This is a genomic window from Collinsella sp. AM34-10 (assembly GCF_003469185.1).
Classification (GTDB): domain Bacteria; phylum Actinomycetota; class Coriobacteriia; order Coriobacteriales; family Coriobacteriaceae; genus Collinsella.
In genome coordinates, this window is sequence record NZ_QSIL01000001.1 from 444654 (window position 1) to 458245 (window position 13592).

The 13592-nt window shown below is 60.9% G+C and carries 14 protein-coding genes; 11 read left to right on the top strand and 3 right to left on the bottom strand.

Annotated elements, in window-relative coordinates; all coding sequences use genetic code 11:
- Positions 1-127 precede the first annotated feature (127 nt).
- The 3 genes from DW823_RS01880 to rpmB all read right to left on the bottom strand — a co-directional run bounded on the left by DW823_RS01880 (position 128) and on the right by rpmB (position 4129).
- Positions 128-892, bottom strand: coding sequence for an aminoglycoside phosphotransferase family protein (locus DW823_RS01880; RefSeq protein WP_118079847.1), 765 nt, complete (start codon positions 890-892; stop codon positions 128-130).
- Positions 893-980: 88 nt separating this feature from the next.
- Positions 981-3629, bottom strand: a complete 2649-nt coding sequence (adhE, locus tag DW823_RS01885; RefSeq protein ID WP_118079849.1) for a bifunctional acetaldehyde-CoA/alcohol dehydrogenase — start codon at positions 3627-3629, stop codon at positions 981-983.
- 311 nt (positions 3630-3940) lie between these two features.
- Entirely contained in the window at positions 3941-4129 is a 189-nt protein-coding gene (rpmB, locus tag DW823_RS01890) for a 50S ribosomal protein L28 (protein ID WP_022094725.1), read from the bottom strand.
- A 452-nt stretch (positions 4130-4581) separates the two neighbouring features.
- Here rpmB and pyrR point away from each other — a divergent pair, with 452 nt between their 5' ends.
- The 11 genes from pyrR to DW823_RS01945 all read left to right on the top strand — a co-directional run bounded on the left by pyrR (position 4582) and on the right by DW823_RS01945 (position 13481).
- Positions 4582-5166, top strand: coding sequence for a bifunctional pyr operon transcriptional regulator/uracil phosphoribosyltransferase PyrR (gene pyrR / locus DW823_RS01895; protein ID WP_006236123.1), 585 nt, complete (start codon positions 4582-4584; stop codon positions 5164-5166).
- A 4-nt stretch (positions 5167-5170) separates the two neighbouring features.
- Positions 5171-6115: an aspartate carbamoyltransferase catalytic subunit gene (locus tag DW823_RS01900; protein WP_035138537.1), complete on the top strand. Its 945-nt coding sequence runs from the start codon at positions 5171-5173 to the stop codon at positions 6113-6115.
- Entirely contained in the window at positions 6099-7388 is a 1290-nt protein-coding gene (locus DW823_RS01905) for a dihydroorotase (RefSeq protein WP_118079851.1), read from the top strand. The genes DW823_RS01900 and DW823_RS01905 overlap by 17 nt, the downstream gene beginning before the upstream one ends.
- Before the next feature lie 116 nt (positions 7389-7504).
- Positions 7505-8272, top strand: coding sequence for a dihydroorotate dehydrogenase electron transfer subunit (locus DW823_RS01910; RefSeq protein ID WP_118079966.1), 768 nt, complete (start codon positions 7505-7507; stop codon positions 8270-8272).
- Positions 8273-8286: 14 nt separating this feature from the next.
- Positions 8287-9195 carry a dihydroorotate dehydrogenase gene (locus tag DW823_RS01915; protein ID WP_199411071.1) on the top strand — a complete coding sequence of 303 codons (909 nt, stop codon included), beginning with the start codon at positions 8287-8289 and terminating at the stop codon, positions 9193-9195.
- Positions 9189-9905 carry an orotidine-5'-phosphate decarboxylase gene (gene pyrF, locus DW823_RS01920; protein ID WP_118079853.1) on the top strand — a complete coding sequence of 239 codons (717 nt, stop codon included), beginning with the start codon at positions 9189-9191 and terminating at the stop codon, positions 9903-9905. Before DW823_RS01915 ends, pyrF begins: the two co-directional genes overlap by 7 nt.
- Positions 9906-10145: 240 nt before the next feature.
- Positions 10146-10454, top strand: a complete 309-nt coding sequence (gene mihF / locus DW823_RS01925; protein WP_006236130.1) for an integration host factor, actinobacterial type — start codon at positions 10146-10148, stop codon at positions 10452-10454.
- On the top strand, positions 10455-11024 hold the full coding sequence (gene gmk / locus DW823_RS01930; protein ID WP_118079855.1) for a guanylate kinase: 570 nt from the start codon (positions 10455-10457) through the stop codon (positions 11022-11024). It abuts the gene before it with no gap.
- Between the two features lie 5 nt (positions 11025-11029).
- Complete coding sequence (locus DW823_RS01935) at positions 11030-11311, top strand: DNA-directed RNA polymerase subunit omega (protein WP_055250050.1); 282 nt, start codon at positions 11030-11032, stop codon at positions 11309-11311.
- Entirely contained in the window at positions 11312-12556 is a 1245-nt protein-coding gene (thiI, locus tag DW823_RS01940; RefSeq protein WP_118079857.1) for a tRNA uracil 4-sulfurtransferase ThiI, read from the top strand.
- Positions 12557-12770: 214 nt separating this feature from the next.
- Positions 12771-13481 (top strand): helix-hairpin-helix domain-containing protein, encoded by a 711-nt coding sequence (locus DW823_RS01945; protein WP_118079858.1) that lies wholly within the window; start codon positions 12771-12773, stop codon positions 13479-13481.
- The last annotated feature ends 111 nt before the right edge of the window (positions 13482-13592 follow it).

The window sequence follows — 13592 nt, forward strand, 5'->3', positions numbered from 1 at the left end:
TCGAGGGAGAGGCGCAGGGCCGCTTTTGCGTCTAAGAATCTTTTATAGCTAAAAGAAAAACCCCACAGCCCATTCGAGCTGCGGGGTTTCCCTTTGTGCCTCCGATGCGAAATGAATCGCTCAGATATTACTGATAATCGACGACGTCGATCCAGTCCTTAAGGAACTCATCGTTCACGTTGCGCTTACGAGCGAGCTCGGAAGCGGCGACGATGCTCGTCCACTGACGCACGACCTGCATGGGCATGTCGGCGCGGTCGCAGTAGAGCTCCAGGTAGGCCTCAGCCTGGTCCTTGCTGTTGAGGGCAAAGAGCAGGTAGGTGGTGGCAACGTCGGCAGCAGGGGAGCCCTGGGTGGCATGTGCCCAGTCGCAGACGTACAGCTGGCCGTCGTCGCCGACGATGACGTTGGAGGGGTTGAAGTCGCCGTGGCAGACCTTGAACTCCTTGGTCATGCCGTCCAGACGCTCCTGAAGGTTGTAGCGCGTGGTGGCATTGAGCTGATCGAGGCTGTCGATCATGCGGGCGAACTTATCGCGCTGACGGTTGAGCAGCGGGGAGGTGTAGCCGTGGATCTCGATCTGGAGGTCGACGAACATCTCGAGGTACTCACCAAAGCGCTGGGGCTCGGCAGTCATCTTCTCGGCAAGGGTGGTGCCCGGAACCTTCTCGGTCACGAGAGCCCAGCCGTTGGCGTTCTCGAGCTGAGAAACCTCGAGAGCCTTGGGGCTGCGGATGCCGCACTCATTGATGCGGGCAAGATTCAAAGCCTCGTTGAACACGTCGGAGACGGGCTTGGTCTCGTTAAAGACCTTGACGATCTTGTCACCCAGGTCGTAAACGACCTTGTTGCCGCGACGGACGAGCTCGGTCTTGGAATCGGGGAGCAGCATGATTGCATCCTTTCAACGATGCGATAGAAGCAACGGCGGGGGCGTGCGTACACCCGTGCACCCCCGCCGCAAATAACCGTGCTAAAAACTAGCAGACGGCGTAGTCCTGGGGCTCGCGGCCGTAGTAGGCGTCCAGGTAGAGCTCCTTGATCTCGCTCATGAGCGGGTAGCGCGGGTTAGCGCCGGTGCACTGGTCGTTGAATGCCTGCTCGGTCATCTCGTCGAGGGTGTCGAGGAAGTACTGCTCGTCAACACCGTAGTCGGCGATGGTCTTCTTGACACCGATGAAGTCCTTGAGCTCCTCGAGCTTCGTGATGAAGTTCTCGAAGACCTCCTTGTCGTCCTTGCCCTCGATGCCGCAGTACTTGGCAATCTCGGCGTAGTTGTGCAGCGCGTTGGGGTAAGGATACTGGGAGAAGGTACCCATCTTGACGGGAGCCTCGGCGGCGTTGTAGCGCATAACGCGGGTCAGGATGACGGCGTTTGCGAGGCCGTGGGGCAGGTGATGGAAAGCGCCGAGCTTGTGGGCCATGGAGTGGTTGAGGCCCAGGAAGGCGTTGGCGAAGGCCATACCGGCCATGCAGGAGGCGTTGTGCATCTCCTCGCGGGCATGCGGGTCCTTGGCACCGTTCGTGAAGCTGGAGGGCAGGTTCTCGAAGACGAGCTTAGCAGCGCGCTCGGAGAGGCCCTTAGTGTAGTCGGAAGCCATGATGGAGACGTAGGACTCGATGGCGTGGGTCATGACATCGATGCCGGAGGCAGCGGTCAGGCCGCGCGGGGCGGTCATGCAGTTGTCGGCGTCGACGATAGCCATGTTGGGGAGCAGCGCGTAGTCGGCGAGCGGCCACTTGATGCCGGTCTCCTTGTCGGTGATGATGGCGAACGGCGTGCACTCGGAGCCGGTACCCGAAGAGGTCGGGACGGCGACGAAGTAGGCCTTCTTGCCCATCTCGGGGAAGGTGAAGATACGCTTGCGGATGTCCATGAAGTCCATGGCCATGTCCTCAAACTTGCACTCGGGGTGCTCGTACATCATCCACATGATCTTGCCGGCGTCCATAGCGGAGCCACCGCCGACGGCGATGATGACGTCCGGCTCAAAGAGAGCCATCTGCTTGGCGCCGCGACGTGCGCACTGCAGCGACGGATCGGGCTCGACGTCGTAGAAGCAGTCGTGGGCGATGCCCATCTCGTCGAGCTTGGCCTCGATGGCGCGGGTGTTGCCATTCTTGAAGAGGAACTGGTCGGTGACGATGAAGGCGCGCTTCTTGCCCATGACGGTACCGAGCTCGTCGAGGGCGACGGGCGTGGAACCCTTCTTGAAGTAGACCTTCTCGGGAGCGCGGAACCACAGCATGTTCTCACGGCGCTCGGCCACAGTCTTAACGTTGATCAAGTGCTTCACCCCAACGTTCTCGGAGACGGAGTTGCCGCCCCAGGAGCCGCAGCCCAGGGTCAGAGACGGCTTCATGCCAAAGTTGTACAGGTCACCGATGCCGCCGTGCGAGGACGGGGTGTTGATGACGATACGGCAGGCCTTCATGACGTGCTCGAACAGGCTGATCTTCTCGGCCTGGGCGGGGTGCACGTACAGAGAGGCGGTGTGGCCCGGGCCACCGGCGAGCACCAGGTGCTCGGCCTTGTCGACGGCCTCCTGGAAGTCCTTGGCGTGGTACATGGCCAGGACCGGGGAGAGCTTCTCGTGGGAGAACTCCTCCTTGGCGGGGTCGGTGGAGGTGACCTCGGCGATCAGGATCTTGGTCTTGGCGGGAACCTCGATGCCGGCGAGCTCGGCGATCTTGGCGGCAGCCATGCCGGGGATGCGGTGGTCGAGAGCGCCGTTCTTGAACATGGCGGCACGCAGGGCCTCCATCTCGGCACCCTGCTTGACGAAGTAGCAGCCGCGCTTCTGGAACTCGGCCTTGACCTGGTCATAGATGGTGTCGATGACGGTCACGGACTGCTCGGAAGCGCAGATCATGCCGTTGTCGAAGGTCTTGGAGTGGATGATGGAGTTGACGGCGAGCAGCACGTCGGCGGTGTCGTCGATGACGACCGGGGTGTTACCGGCGCCAACGCCCAGGGCGGGCTTGCCCGAGGAGTAAGCGGCCTTGACCATGCCCGGGCCACCGGTGGCGAGGATGATGTCGACGTCGCGCATGACCATGTTGGTCAGCTCGATGGAGGGGACATCAACCCAGCCGATGATGCCCTCGGGGGCACCGGCCTTGACGGCGGCATCAAGCACGAGCTTGGCGGCGGCGATGGTGCACTTGGCGGCAGCCGGGTGCGGGGAGATGATGATGGCGTTGCGGGTCTTCAGGCTGATCAGCGTCTTGAAGATCGCGGTAGAAGTGGGGTTGGTCGTCGGGATGACGGCGCCCACGATGCCGATGGGCTCGGCGATCTTGGTGATGCCGTAAGCCTCGTCGCGCTCCAGGACACCACAGGTCTTGGTGTTCTTGTAAGCGTTGTAGATGTACTCTGCGGCGTAGTGGTTCTTGATGACCTTGTCCTCAAGAACGCCGCGGCCGGTCTCCTCGATGGCCATCTTCGCCAACGGGATACGAGCCTTGTTGGCAGCCATGGCGGCCTCATAGAAGATCTTGTCGACCTGCTCCTGCGTGTACGTAGCAAAAAGCGCCTGGGCCTCTCGCATCTGAGCGAGCTTAGCCTCAAGCGCCTCTACGTTGTCCACAATTGCGGGAGTAGTGTTTTCCGGTGACTTTTTCACCATTTGTGTCTCCTTGCGATCGGAGATTTACCCTACGTCTTGCATGATAGCAAGAAATTAATCGGCGAACGGTCAGATTCCTCTAAAAGGCACACTAAAACGCTTCAATATACTGAAGCGTTTTAACTAAACTATCCTATAGCATCGCCCCACTCATTGGGGACAGGCTTACATGAGTGCTTTCACTCATGTAAGCCTGTCCCCAATGAGCGCAAAAAGGCGCCCTCCGTAGGGGAGGGCGCCTTTGGTAAGTTCTATGTGAACGCGAGGTCTTTGACCCGGAGAGTCCGAGGTACTTGTTGGTAAGACCTTATTTAGGAGCGCGCAACCTTGCCGGACTTAAGGCAGGTGGAGCAAACGTTCATCTTGCGACGGTGGCCATCGACGACGACGTAGACGCGCTGGATGTTGGGGCGGAACTTACGGTTGGTGACGCGGTGAGAGTGGCTGATGGAGCGACCGGCAACGGGGTGCTTACCGCAAACTTCGCAAACTTTGGACATAACTGACCCTCCTTGGGCGACAAACGAACATGTCGCGTTAACAAACAAGCCTGAACTATAGCACAGAAGCAGCTCCCTGTGCGTAATCTACACAGAGATATTTCTCTTTTGGCGATAGTGCCCACGCCACGGCCCTGGACGTAGATCCGATTTGCGTGCAGCAGAGGGGATTATGCCAGCTCGTGTGTGCGTTTTCAAGCTCGTCCCACAAATATATATAGGTTTATTGGGCATTGGGCTCCGTTTACGGAATGCTCTGTATTTATGCTCGCAATTCAGCTTGAGGTTGGCTACACTATCCCTTGACCATTAAAGGGGTACGAGATACCCACATGGAATTACATAGCTGCCAAAGAGCAGCCCTTCCTGTGGGTGTCTGGTTCCGCTTTGAGCGGTCGGGCATCTATTTTTTTGACTGTGTCAGCAGTCAAGACATGTGAGGAAGGAGATCGATGGGCACGACTTCCCCCAAGGCGGTCATTATGGACGAGACCGCCGTCAATCGAGCGATGACCCGCATCGCGCACGAGATTCTCGAGCGCAACGAGGGCTGTGAAGACCTCGCTCTGGTCGGCATCGTCACGCGCGGCGACCTTCTGGCAAAGAAGCTCGCCGAGGAGATCAAGGAGATCGAGGGCGTCGACGTTCCGCTCGGCAGCCTCGACATCAGCTTCTACCGCGATGACTACGCTACCAATTTCGCTCCCGCGATCCACGCCACCAACATTCCCTTTAGCGTCGACGGCAAGCGCGTCGTGCTGGTGGACGACATCCTGTATACGGGCCGTACCATTCGCGCCGCTCTCGACGCCGTCATGGACTTGGGCCGTCCGAGCCGTATTGAGCTGGCAGTCCTCGTTGACCGCGGCCACCGCGAGCTCCCCATCTCGCCGGACTTTGTCGGCAAGAACGTTCCCTCGTCGCATGAGGAGAACGTGCACCTATATATGAAGGAAGTCGACGGCCACACCGCCGTCGAGATTAACGACGTCGCGCCGGGTTCCCACGTGGGCTCCGCGCCGCTGGGAGGTGAGTAGTACCGTGGCGTTCAACCATAAGCACCTGATCGACATTACCGAGTACTCCGAAGAGGACATTAAGCTCATCCTCGAGACCGCCAAGGCGTTCTCCGAGGTCAACGAGCGTGCGATCAAGAAGGTCCCCACGCTCAAGGGCAAGACCATCGTCAACATGTTCAACGAGCCCTCGACGCGCACCCGCAGCTCCTTCGAGCTCGCCGAGAAGCGTCTTTCGGCCGACAGTCTTAACTTTGGCGGCTCCTCGACCTCCACGGTCAAGGGTGAGAGCCTCGTCGACACCGTCGAGACCCTCAACGCCTATAAGATCGACTGCATCGTCGTTCGCGATAAGCACGCCGGTGCTCCCTACATCGTCACGCAGAACTCGCCCGCAAGCGTCATCTGCGCCGGTGACGGCAAGCACAACCATCCCACGCAGGCCTTGCTCGACCTGTACACCATCTGGGAGCACAAGGGTGACTTCCACGGTCTGAAGGTCGCCGTCGTCGGCGATATCGCCCACTCCCGCGTGTGCGGCTCGCTGATCCCCGCCCTTAAGATCATGGGCTGCGAGACCTACGCCGTCGCCCCCGGCACGCTGCTGCCGCCGGCGCCCGAGGTCCTGGGCTGCGACCACGTGACGAGCGACCTCGATTCCGTCCTGCCCGAGCTGGACGTCGTCTACATGCTGCGCGTGCAGCAGGAGCGCCTCGAGGGTGCCCCGTTCCCGACCATTCGCGAGTACCACAAGCTCTTCGGCCTGACCAAGGACCGCGAGAAGCTCATGAAGCCCGATGCGATCATCTGCCACCCGGGCCCCATCAACCGCGGCGTTGAGTTCGACTCCTATATGGCCGACCACCCGCAACGCTCCGTCATCCTGGAGCAGGTCTACGCCGGTATCTGCGTGCGTATGGCTATCCTGTATCTGCTGCTTGGAGGTGCCGATAATGGCCTTGCTTCTTAAGAATGCCCACGTCGTCGACCCGTCCGTCGAGCTTGACGGTGTCGTTGACGTCCTGATTGGCGGCGACAAGATCGCCGAGGTCGGCGAGAATCTCGCCGTCGAGGGAGCCGAGGTCCGCGACCTTTCCGGCAAGTACCTCGTCCCTGGCCTGGTGGATATGCACGTTCACCTTCGCGAGCCCGGCTATGAGGTCAAAGAGGACATCGAGAGCGGTACCCGCGCAGCTGCCAAGGGCGGCTTCACCGGCGTGTGCGCCATGCCCAACACCGATCCCGTCACCGATAACGGCACCGTCGTGGAGTTCGTCAAGTCCCGCGCTGCCGAGGTCGGTCACTGCCGCGTCTATCCGTCGGGCGCCATGACCCGCGGCCTTAAGGGCGAGGCTATGTCCGAGATGGGTGATATGGTCGCCCACGGCGCCGTCGCCTTTACCGACGACGGTCGCGGCGTACAGGGCGCGGGCATGCTCCGTCGCTGCATGGACTACGGCAAGATGTTCGGCAAGGTCTTTATGAGCCACTGCCAGGACGAGGACCTGGTCGGCCACGGCCAGATCAACGAGGGCAAGGTTTCGACCCGTCTGGCCCTCGAGGGCTGGCCGGCTGCCGGCGAGGAGCTCCAGATCGCTCGCGACATCGAGATTGCTAAGCTGACCGGTGCCAAGCTGCACATCCAGCACATCTCCACCGCCCATGGCCTGGAAATCGTGCGCGCCGGTAAGGCCGCTGGCGTTCGGGTTACCTGCGAGGCTACCCCGCACCACATGTTCCTGACCGAGAACGACCTGGACGAGACCTACAACACCTCGCTCAAGGTCAATCCGCCGCTGCGCACCGACGAGGACGCCGAGGCCATCCGTCAGGGTGTCATCGACGGTACCGTCGACGTTATCGTCACCGATCACGCTCCGCACACTCCGTGGGAGAAGGCCCGCGAGTTCGAGCTCGCACCCTTTGGCATGATTGGCCTCGAGACCTCGCTGTCGCTCGTGCTCACCGAGCTGGTCAACACGGGCAAGATGAGCGTGGGTCGCATGGTCGAGCTCATGGCCATCAAGCCGCGTGAGATCCTGGGCCTCGACCAGGTTCAGGTCAAGGCGGGCTCCGTTGCCGACCTGACCGTGTTCGACCCCACCGTAACCTGGACGGTTGGCGAGGACGGCTACGAGTCGCGTGCCGAGAACTCCGGTTTCGCCGGCCGCACGCTTACCGGTCGTGCCACCGATGTGTTTGTCGGCGGTAAGCAGACGCTCGCCGACGGCTGCATCTGCTAGCATAGCCTTATCGCTTTTGTGCGCGGTGCCCTTGCGGTGCCGCGCTTTCTGTTCGTTTTGACCATGCAACCGCATGGGGGATTGGAGCGTCTATGCCCACACCTTCCACTGCACGCATGCACGACTTCGAGGTCGTATCGAACCAGGAGATCGCCGACGGCATCTTCTCGCTCGTCATCTCGGCCCCCAAGCTTGCAAGTGCGCTCAAGCCCGGTCAGTTTGTGAACATTGCCGTGCCCGGCGATGCGTCCTCGCTGCTTCGCGTGCCCCTGAGCTTCTATCGCGCCGACGCCCAGGCCGGCACCGTCGAGCTGTGGTACGCCGTCGTGGGCGACGACACCCGTCGTCTGGCGCAGATGGCCCCCGGTTCCACCTCTAATCTGCTGGGCCCCGGCGGACGCGGCTGGCATGTGCCCGAGGGCACCAGGAAAGCGCTGCTCGTTGCGGGCGGCATCGGTGTTCCGCCCGTGTTGTGCCTTGCCGGCAAGCTTGCCGAGCAGGGCGTGGCCGTCGACGTGTGCCTGGGCTTTGGCACCGCGTCCAAGGCCGTGGGCATCGATGAGTTCCGCGCTTTGTGCGATACGGTCGACGTTTGCACCGACGACGGCTCGCTCGGCACGCACGGTTTTTGCACCGACCCGGCAGCTGAGCTGCTCGGCGAGGGCGGCTACGACTACGTCGCCAGCTGCGGTCCCGCCGTCATGATGAAGAAGGTCGCCGCCGCTGCTGCCGAGGCCGGTGCGTACTGCGAGGTGTCGCTCGAGCGCATGATGAGCTGTGGCTTTGGCGCCTGCAACACCTGCAATGTCGAGACGGTCGACGGTATGAAGGGCGCCTGCATGTGCGGCCCCGTGTTCGATGCTTCCAAGGTGGTGGTCTTCTAGTGGGTACCGTGAACATGGCCGTCGATTTCGGCGGCGTCAAGATGCAGAACCCCATCAACACCGCAGCCGGTACCTTCGGCTACGGTTGGCAGTTCCAGAACTTCTTTGATGTCTCCCAGCTGGGCGCCATCACCACTAAGGGCTGCGCCGCCGAGCCCTGGCCGGGCAACCCTGCGCCCCGCATGGCCGAGATTCCCGGCGGTATGATCAACTCCGTGGGCTTGCAGAACCCCGGTGTCGCCGCCTTCGCCCGTGAGTCCGGCCCGTGGCTCGAGCAGCTGTCCAAGGACGGTTGCCAAGTCATTTGTCAGGTTGCCGGCCACTCTGTTGACGAGTTTGTGCGCGCGCTCGAGATGTATGTCGAGCTGTGCCCCTGGGCTGCCGGCTACGAGATCAACGTCAGCTGCCCCAATATCGCCGCCGGCGGTGCCGCCATGGGCTCCTCGCCCGAGGGCGCCTCTGCCGTTATGGCTGCCTGCCGTAAGGTGACCGATAAGCCGCTGTTCGTCAAGATGGCTCCGGTCAACGTCGCCGAGATTGCCAAGGCTCTCGAGGCCGCCGGCGCCGACGGCCTTTCGGTCATTAACTCCATCCAGGGCATGGCCATCGATGTTCATACCCGCAAGTCCCGTGTGGCCAAGCCCAAGGGCGGCCTTTCGGGCCCGCTGTGCCACCACATCGCCGTGCGCATGGTCTGGGAGGTTGCCCAGGCCGTCGATATCCCCATCAACGGTGTCGGTGGTGTCATGACCGGCGAGGATGCGGCTGAGTTTATCTTGGCCGGCGCCACCTGCGTGTCGGTCGGCATGGCCAACTTTGTCGATCCGTGCGCTTCGCTCAAGATTGCGCACGAGCTCGAGGCCTGGGCGGAGTCCCAGGGCGTGAAGGACATCAATGAGCTGGTAGGTGCTTTCGAATGCTAGAGACCGATGCCCGCGACCGTGTTATCGTCGCCCTCGACTGCGACCGTGAGCGTGCGCTCGAGCTCGCCCACGAGCTTTCTGGTCATGCCGCTTGGCTCAAGGTCGGCATGACGCTCTATTACGCTGAGGGCCCCGAGATCGTCAAGACGTTTAAGGACCTGGGTTTTAAGGTCTTCCTCGACCTCAAGTTCCATGACATTCCGCATCAGGTGCGCGGTGCCGCCCGTTCGGCCTCGCTTGCCGGTGCCGACCTGCTCTCGGTCCATGGACTGGGTTCGGGCGCTATGCTCGCTGCGTGCCGCGAGGGTGCCGAGGAGGCGCGCGAGGACCGCGCCAAGCTTGTCGCCATCACCGTGCTCACGAGCATGAACCAGGATTCGCTGGCCGAGATCGGCGTCGAGTTGCCCGTCGCCGAGGAAGCCGCCCGCCTGGCAAAGCTTGCCCAGGCCAACGGCATCGACGGCATCGTGTGCTCGCCGATGGAGGCCCATGACATGCGCGAGCTGCTCGGCCCCGATGCGCTGATCGTGACTCCTGGCGTGCGTCCGGTGGGTGCCGCCCTGGGCGATCAATCCCGCGTGGCGACGCCCTCCCAGGCTATCGAGCGCGGTGCGAGTCACATCGTGGTTGGCCGACCCATCACCGGTGCCGACGACCCGGTTGCCGCATTTGACGCTATCGTTGCCGAGCTGGTCGAAAACGTCGCCTAAAAGTTTCCCTCAAGTCACCACTTTTGGGTCTCATTAGCACAAATTAGCCCCTGTGCCTGCGAAAACTTTCCCATCCTTTGTGTGGAATCGCAGGTCAGGGGCTTAACTTTGACCTCCGTATATTGCACTTTTCGCAGGTATCGTCTAATCTATGGTGCCGTCGATTGGGCATTTAGTGCGTTTTACGTGCTAAAATGCCAATTATTGCATCAGATATAACCCAACTATTTGGAGGTTCGAATGGCACTCCCTCAGCTTACCGACGAGCAGCGCAAGCAGGCTCTTGAGAAGGCTGCTGCCGCACGTCACGCCCGCGCTGAGCTTCGCGAGCAGATCAAGAAGGGCGAGAAGTCCCTCGAGTCCGTGCTCAACTCCGATGACCCCATCGCTTCCCGCATGAAGGTTTCCACCCTCATCGAGTCCTTGCCCGGTTATGGCAAGGCCAAGGCCGCCAAGATCATGGAGGAGCTCGGCATCTCCGCTACCCGTCGCGTCCAGGGCCTCGGTGTCCGTCAGCGCGAGCAGCTCCTCGAGCAGCTGACCAAATAAGTGAGCGCTCAGGATTCAAAGCTCTTTGTGATTTCTGGACCGTCAGGTGCAGGCAAGGGCACGCTCGTCACTCGTGTGCGCGAGCGTCGCTCTAACCTGGGCCTGACGGTTTCGGCTACCACGCGAGCCCCACGCAAAGGCGAGGTCGACGGCGTCAATTACTTTTTTCTGACGCGCGAGGAGTTCGACCGCCGCGTGGCAAACGGCGAGTTTGTTGAGTGGGCCGAGGTCCACGGTAACTGCTACGGCACCTTGGTGAGCGAGGTCACATCCAAGCTTGCCTCTGGTTCGTCTCTAATCTTGGAGATCGATGTCCAGGGTGCCTTGCAGGTCAAGGAGCGTTTCCCCGAGGCCGTGCTGATTTTTATCAAGCCGCCTTCGCTCGAGGTGCTCCGCGAGCGTCTGGTCGGTCGCGGTACCGAGACGCCCGAGACGATCGAGCTGCGTATGGCAAACGCCGCCCATGAGCTTGCCCTTGCCGACCGCTACGACGACGTCGTGGTGAATGACGATCTCGACCGCGCGACCGATGAGCTCGTTCGCGTTCTCGATATGCATGAAAGGATCTGAGGTCCGTGTCCGTTGTAAAGCCTTGCATTGACGATCTTCTGGAGAAGACCGATCACAACCGCTTCCTGCTCGCCTCGCTTGCCTCCAAGCGCGCCTGCGACATTAACAGCATGCTGCGTGGCCAGCACAACCGCGTGCTTGCCGTCCAGGATGTCGACGACATCACCATTGCGCTTTCCGGCGCCGATACCATCTCGATGGCTATGGACGAGATTGTCGACGGCGACATCTCCTACGACGAGGCCCGTTACGAGAAGGCGCTCGGCCACAAGGTTGCTGAAGCCTAAATGGCAGCCCGCGTCTGCCTGGTCCACTATCACGAGGTTGGACTGAAGGGCAAGAACCGCGCACATTTTGAGCATATCCTCATGGATAACATCAAGGCGGCCTTGGCCGCCTTTTCCGTGAATGCCGTGTCTCGAATTTCCGGTTATATCCTCGTGACCTTTAACGAGCATCAGGCCGACGAGGCGGCGCGCGTCATTCGCACCGTCCCCGGCGTTGCTCGCGTGTCCCTGGCATATCACACGAACCGCGACCCGCAGGAGTACTGCGCCGCCGCCGTGAAGGCGCTGCGCGAGTTTGGTCCCTTTGAGTCGTTTAAGGTGCATGCCAAGCGCTCGAACACCGACTACGAGCTCACCTCGATTGATATCAATCGTCAGGTGGGAGAGGTGTTGTGCGAGGCGTTTCCCGATAAAAAGGTCCAGATGCACGACCCCGACGCAATGGTGCACGTGCTGGTGGTCCAGGGTAGCGTTTATGTGTACGCGCGCTCCGAGCGCGGCGTGGGCGGTCTGCCGGTGGGATCTGCCGGCAAGGTCGTGACGCTACTGTCGTCGGGTATCGATTCTCCGGTAGCGACCTGGATGCTCGCGCGTCGCGGCGCGGTGTGCGTGCCGGTACATTTCTCCGGTCGTCCGCAGACGCCCGACACGAGCGAGTATTTGGTGCAGGACATCATCCGTGCGCTTGAGCCGGGTGTCCAGATCGGCCGCCTGTACGTGGTGCCGTTTGGCGATTGTCAGCGTGAGATCTCGGTGACCTGCCCCAGCAACCTGCGCGTGATCATGTACCGTCGCATTATGTATTCGGTTGCCGAGCGCATTGCGCATATCGAGGGCGCCAAGGCTATTGTGACCGGTGAATCGCTCGGTCAGGTTGCTTCCCAGACGCTCGAGAACATCATGGCCGTCAACGAGGCCGTCAAGATCCCCGTGTTCCGCCCGCTGATTGGTTCGGACAAGCAGGAGATCATCGCGCGTGCCGAGGAAATCGGTACCTTCGATATCTCGACCGAGGCCGCTCCCGATTGCTGCACGCTCTTTATGCCGCGCCGCCCCGAGACGCACGCCAAACTCGATGCCGTGCATGAGGCGTGGGAGCTGTTCGATCACGAGGAGATGATTGAGCGCTTGCTCAAGCAGACCGAGTATATCGACTTCGAGAGCAACACGTATAAGGCCCCTAAGACCTTAAAACGCAAACATTCCGAGCTCGCTCCACGTGAGATTTACCAAGATCACGAATAATGTTGTGTATAGACCGGCGGTGATTTTGCATCGTCGGTCTTTTTCTATCTGGACTTTTGGCGATAAACGGTTCATTTATCGACGTGTGCCTGAATTAATGGACATTTTTTCGCAAGGTTTTGGTCAGCTTTTGGTTTGACCGTGATAGCCGGTGTGGGCATGTGGAGGCTGCAGCGCTCGTTTCCTGACACGATGGTGTTGGGAGGTGTTTGCTATGGCGCAGCGCGAGCAACACGAACGGGTTAAACGGATGGATCGCTTGGCAGAAAAGCTGCTCGGCCATAAGGCGGTGGTCGTGGCGATTCTGGTTGCCATTGCCGCCGCGAGCGGCTTGGCGATGGCAAGTTTTAGTAGCCGCTCCAGCGGCGTGTCGTTTGAGCGTAGTGATGAGGCGAGCGCCTCGGATGTGCGCGAGGCCGGGGATGCGTCACCCGACGATGCTGATGAGTCGTCTGCCAAGAGCTCTTCTGCTGCCGAGGTGTACGTCGATGTTGATGGCGCCGTTGTGAGGCCAGGCGTGTACCGGCTCAAAGATGGAGCACGGGTGTCCCAGGCGATTGATGCCGCCGGAGGGCTTACGGCCGAGGCGGATGTGACGGGTCTTAACCGTGCGTCCAAGATCACCGATGGTCAAAAGATCTATGTGCCGACGGTAGGGGAGCAACAAACGGCTGCGGCCGTCGGCGGCGCCGAAAGCAGTGCTTCCACGACCCCTGGTACAGGGTCTTCGTCGGGACTTGTGAATATCAATACGGCAAGTGCGGCGGAGCTGCAGACGCTTTCGGGCATCGGGCCTTCTATGGCCCAGTCAATTATCGACGAACGGACGCAAAACGGGGCCTTTGTCTCGGTCGATGACCTTATGCGCGTATCGGGGATCGGTGAGAAGAAACTCGCCAAAATTAAAGATTGCATCTGCGTATGAGTGCGACCGAGCGCGAGCATGTGATGCCACCGCGCCCATTGATGCCGTGGACGATAGCCCTTTGTGCCGGCTTGTGTGCGAGCTGTGGGTTAGTGCTTAACATGGCGGCCG

Excerpts from the sequence above, each read along its gene's own strand:
- DW823_RS01880 (WP_118079847.1), bottom strand. The coding sequence starts at position 892 with ATGCTGCTCCCCGATTCCAAGACCGAGCTCGTCCGTCGCGGCAACAAG.
- adhE (WP_118079849.1), bottom strand. The coding sequence starts at position 3,629 with ATGGTGAAAAAGTCACCGGAAAACACTACTCCCGCAATTGTGGACAAC.
- rpmB (WP_022094725.1), bottom strand. The coding sequence starts at position 4,129 with ATGTCCAAAGTTTGCGAAGTTTGCGGTAAGCACCCCGTTGCCGGTCGC.
- pyrR (WP_006236123.1), top strand. The coding sequence starts at position 4,582 with ATGGGCACGACTTCCCCCAAGGCGGTCATTATGGACGAGACCGCCGTC.
- DW823_RS01905 (WP_118079851.1), top strand. The coding sequence starts at position 6,099 with ATGGCCTTGCTTCTTAAGAATGCCCACGTCGTCGACCCGTCCGTCGAG.
- DW823_RS01910 (WP_118079966.1), top strand. The coding sequence starts at position 7,505 with ATGCACGACTTCGAGGTCGTATCGAACCAGGAGATCGCCGACGGCATC.
- DW823_RS01915 (WP_199411071.1), top strand. The coding sequence starts at position 8,287 with ATGGCCGTCGATTTCGGCGGCGTCAAGATGCAGAACCCCATCAACACC.
- pyrF (WP_118079853.1), top strand. The coding sequence starts at position 9,189 with ATGCTAGAGACCGATGCCCGCGACCGTGTTATCGTCGCCCTCGACTGC.
- mihF (WP_006236130.1), top strand. The coding sequence starts at position 10,146 with ATGGCACTCCCTCAGCTTACCGACGAGCAGCGCAAGCAGGCTCTTGAG.
- thiI (WP_118079857.1), top strand. The coding sequence starts at position 11,312 with ATGGCAGCCCGCGTCTGCCTGGTCCACTATCACGAGGTTGGACTGAAG.
- DW823_RS01945 (WP_118079858.1), top strand. The coding sequence starts at position 12,771 with ATGGCGCAGCGCGAGCAACACGAACGGGTTAAACGGATGGATCGCTTG.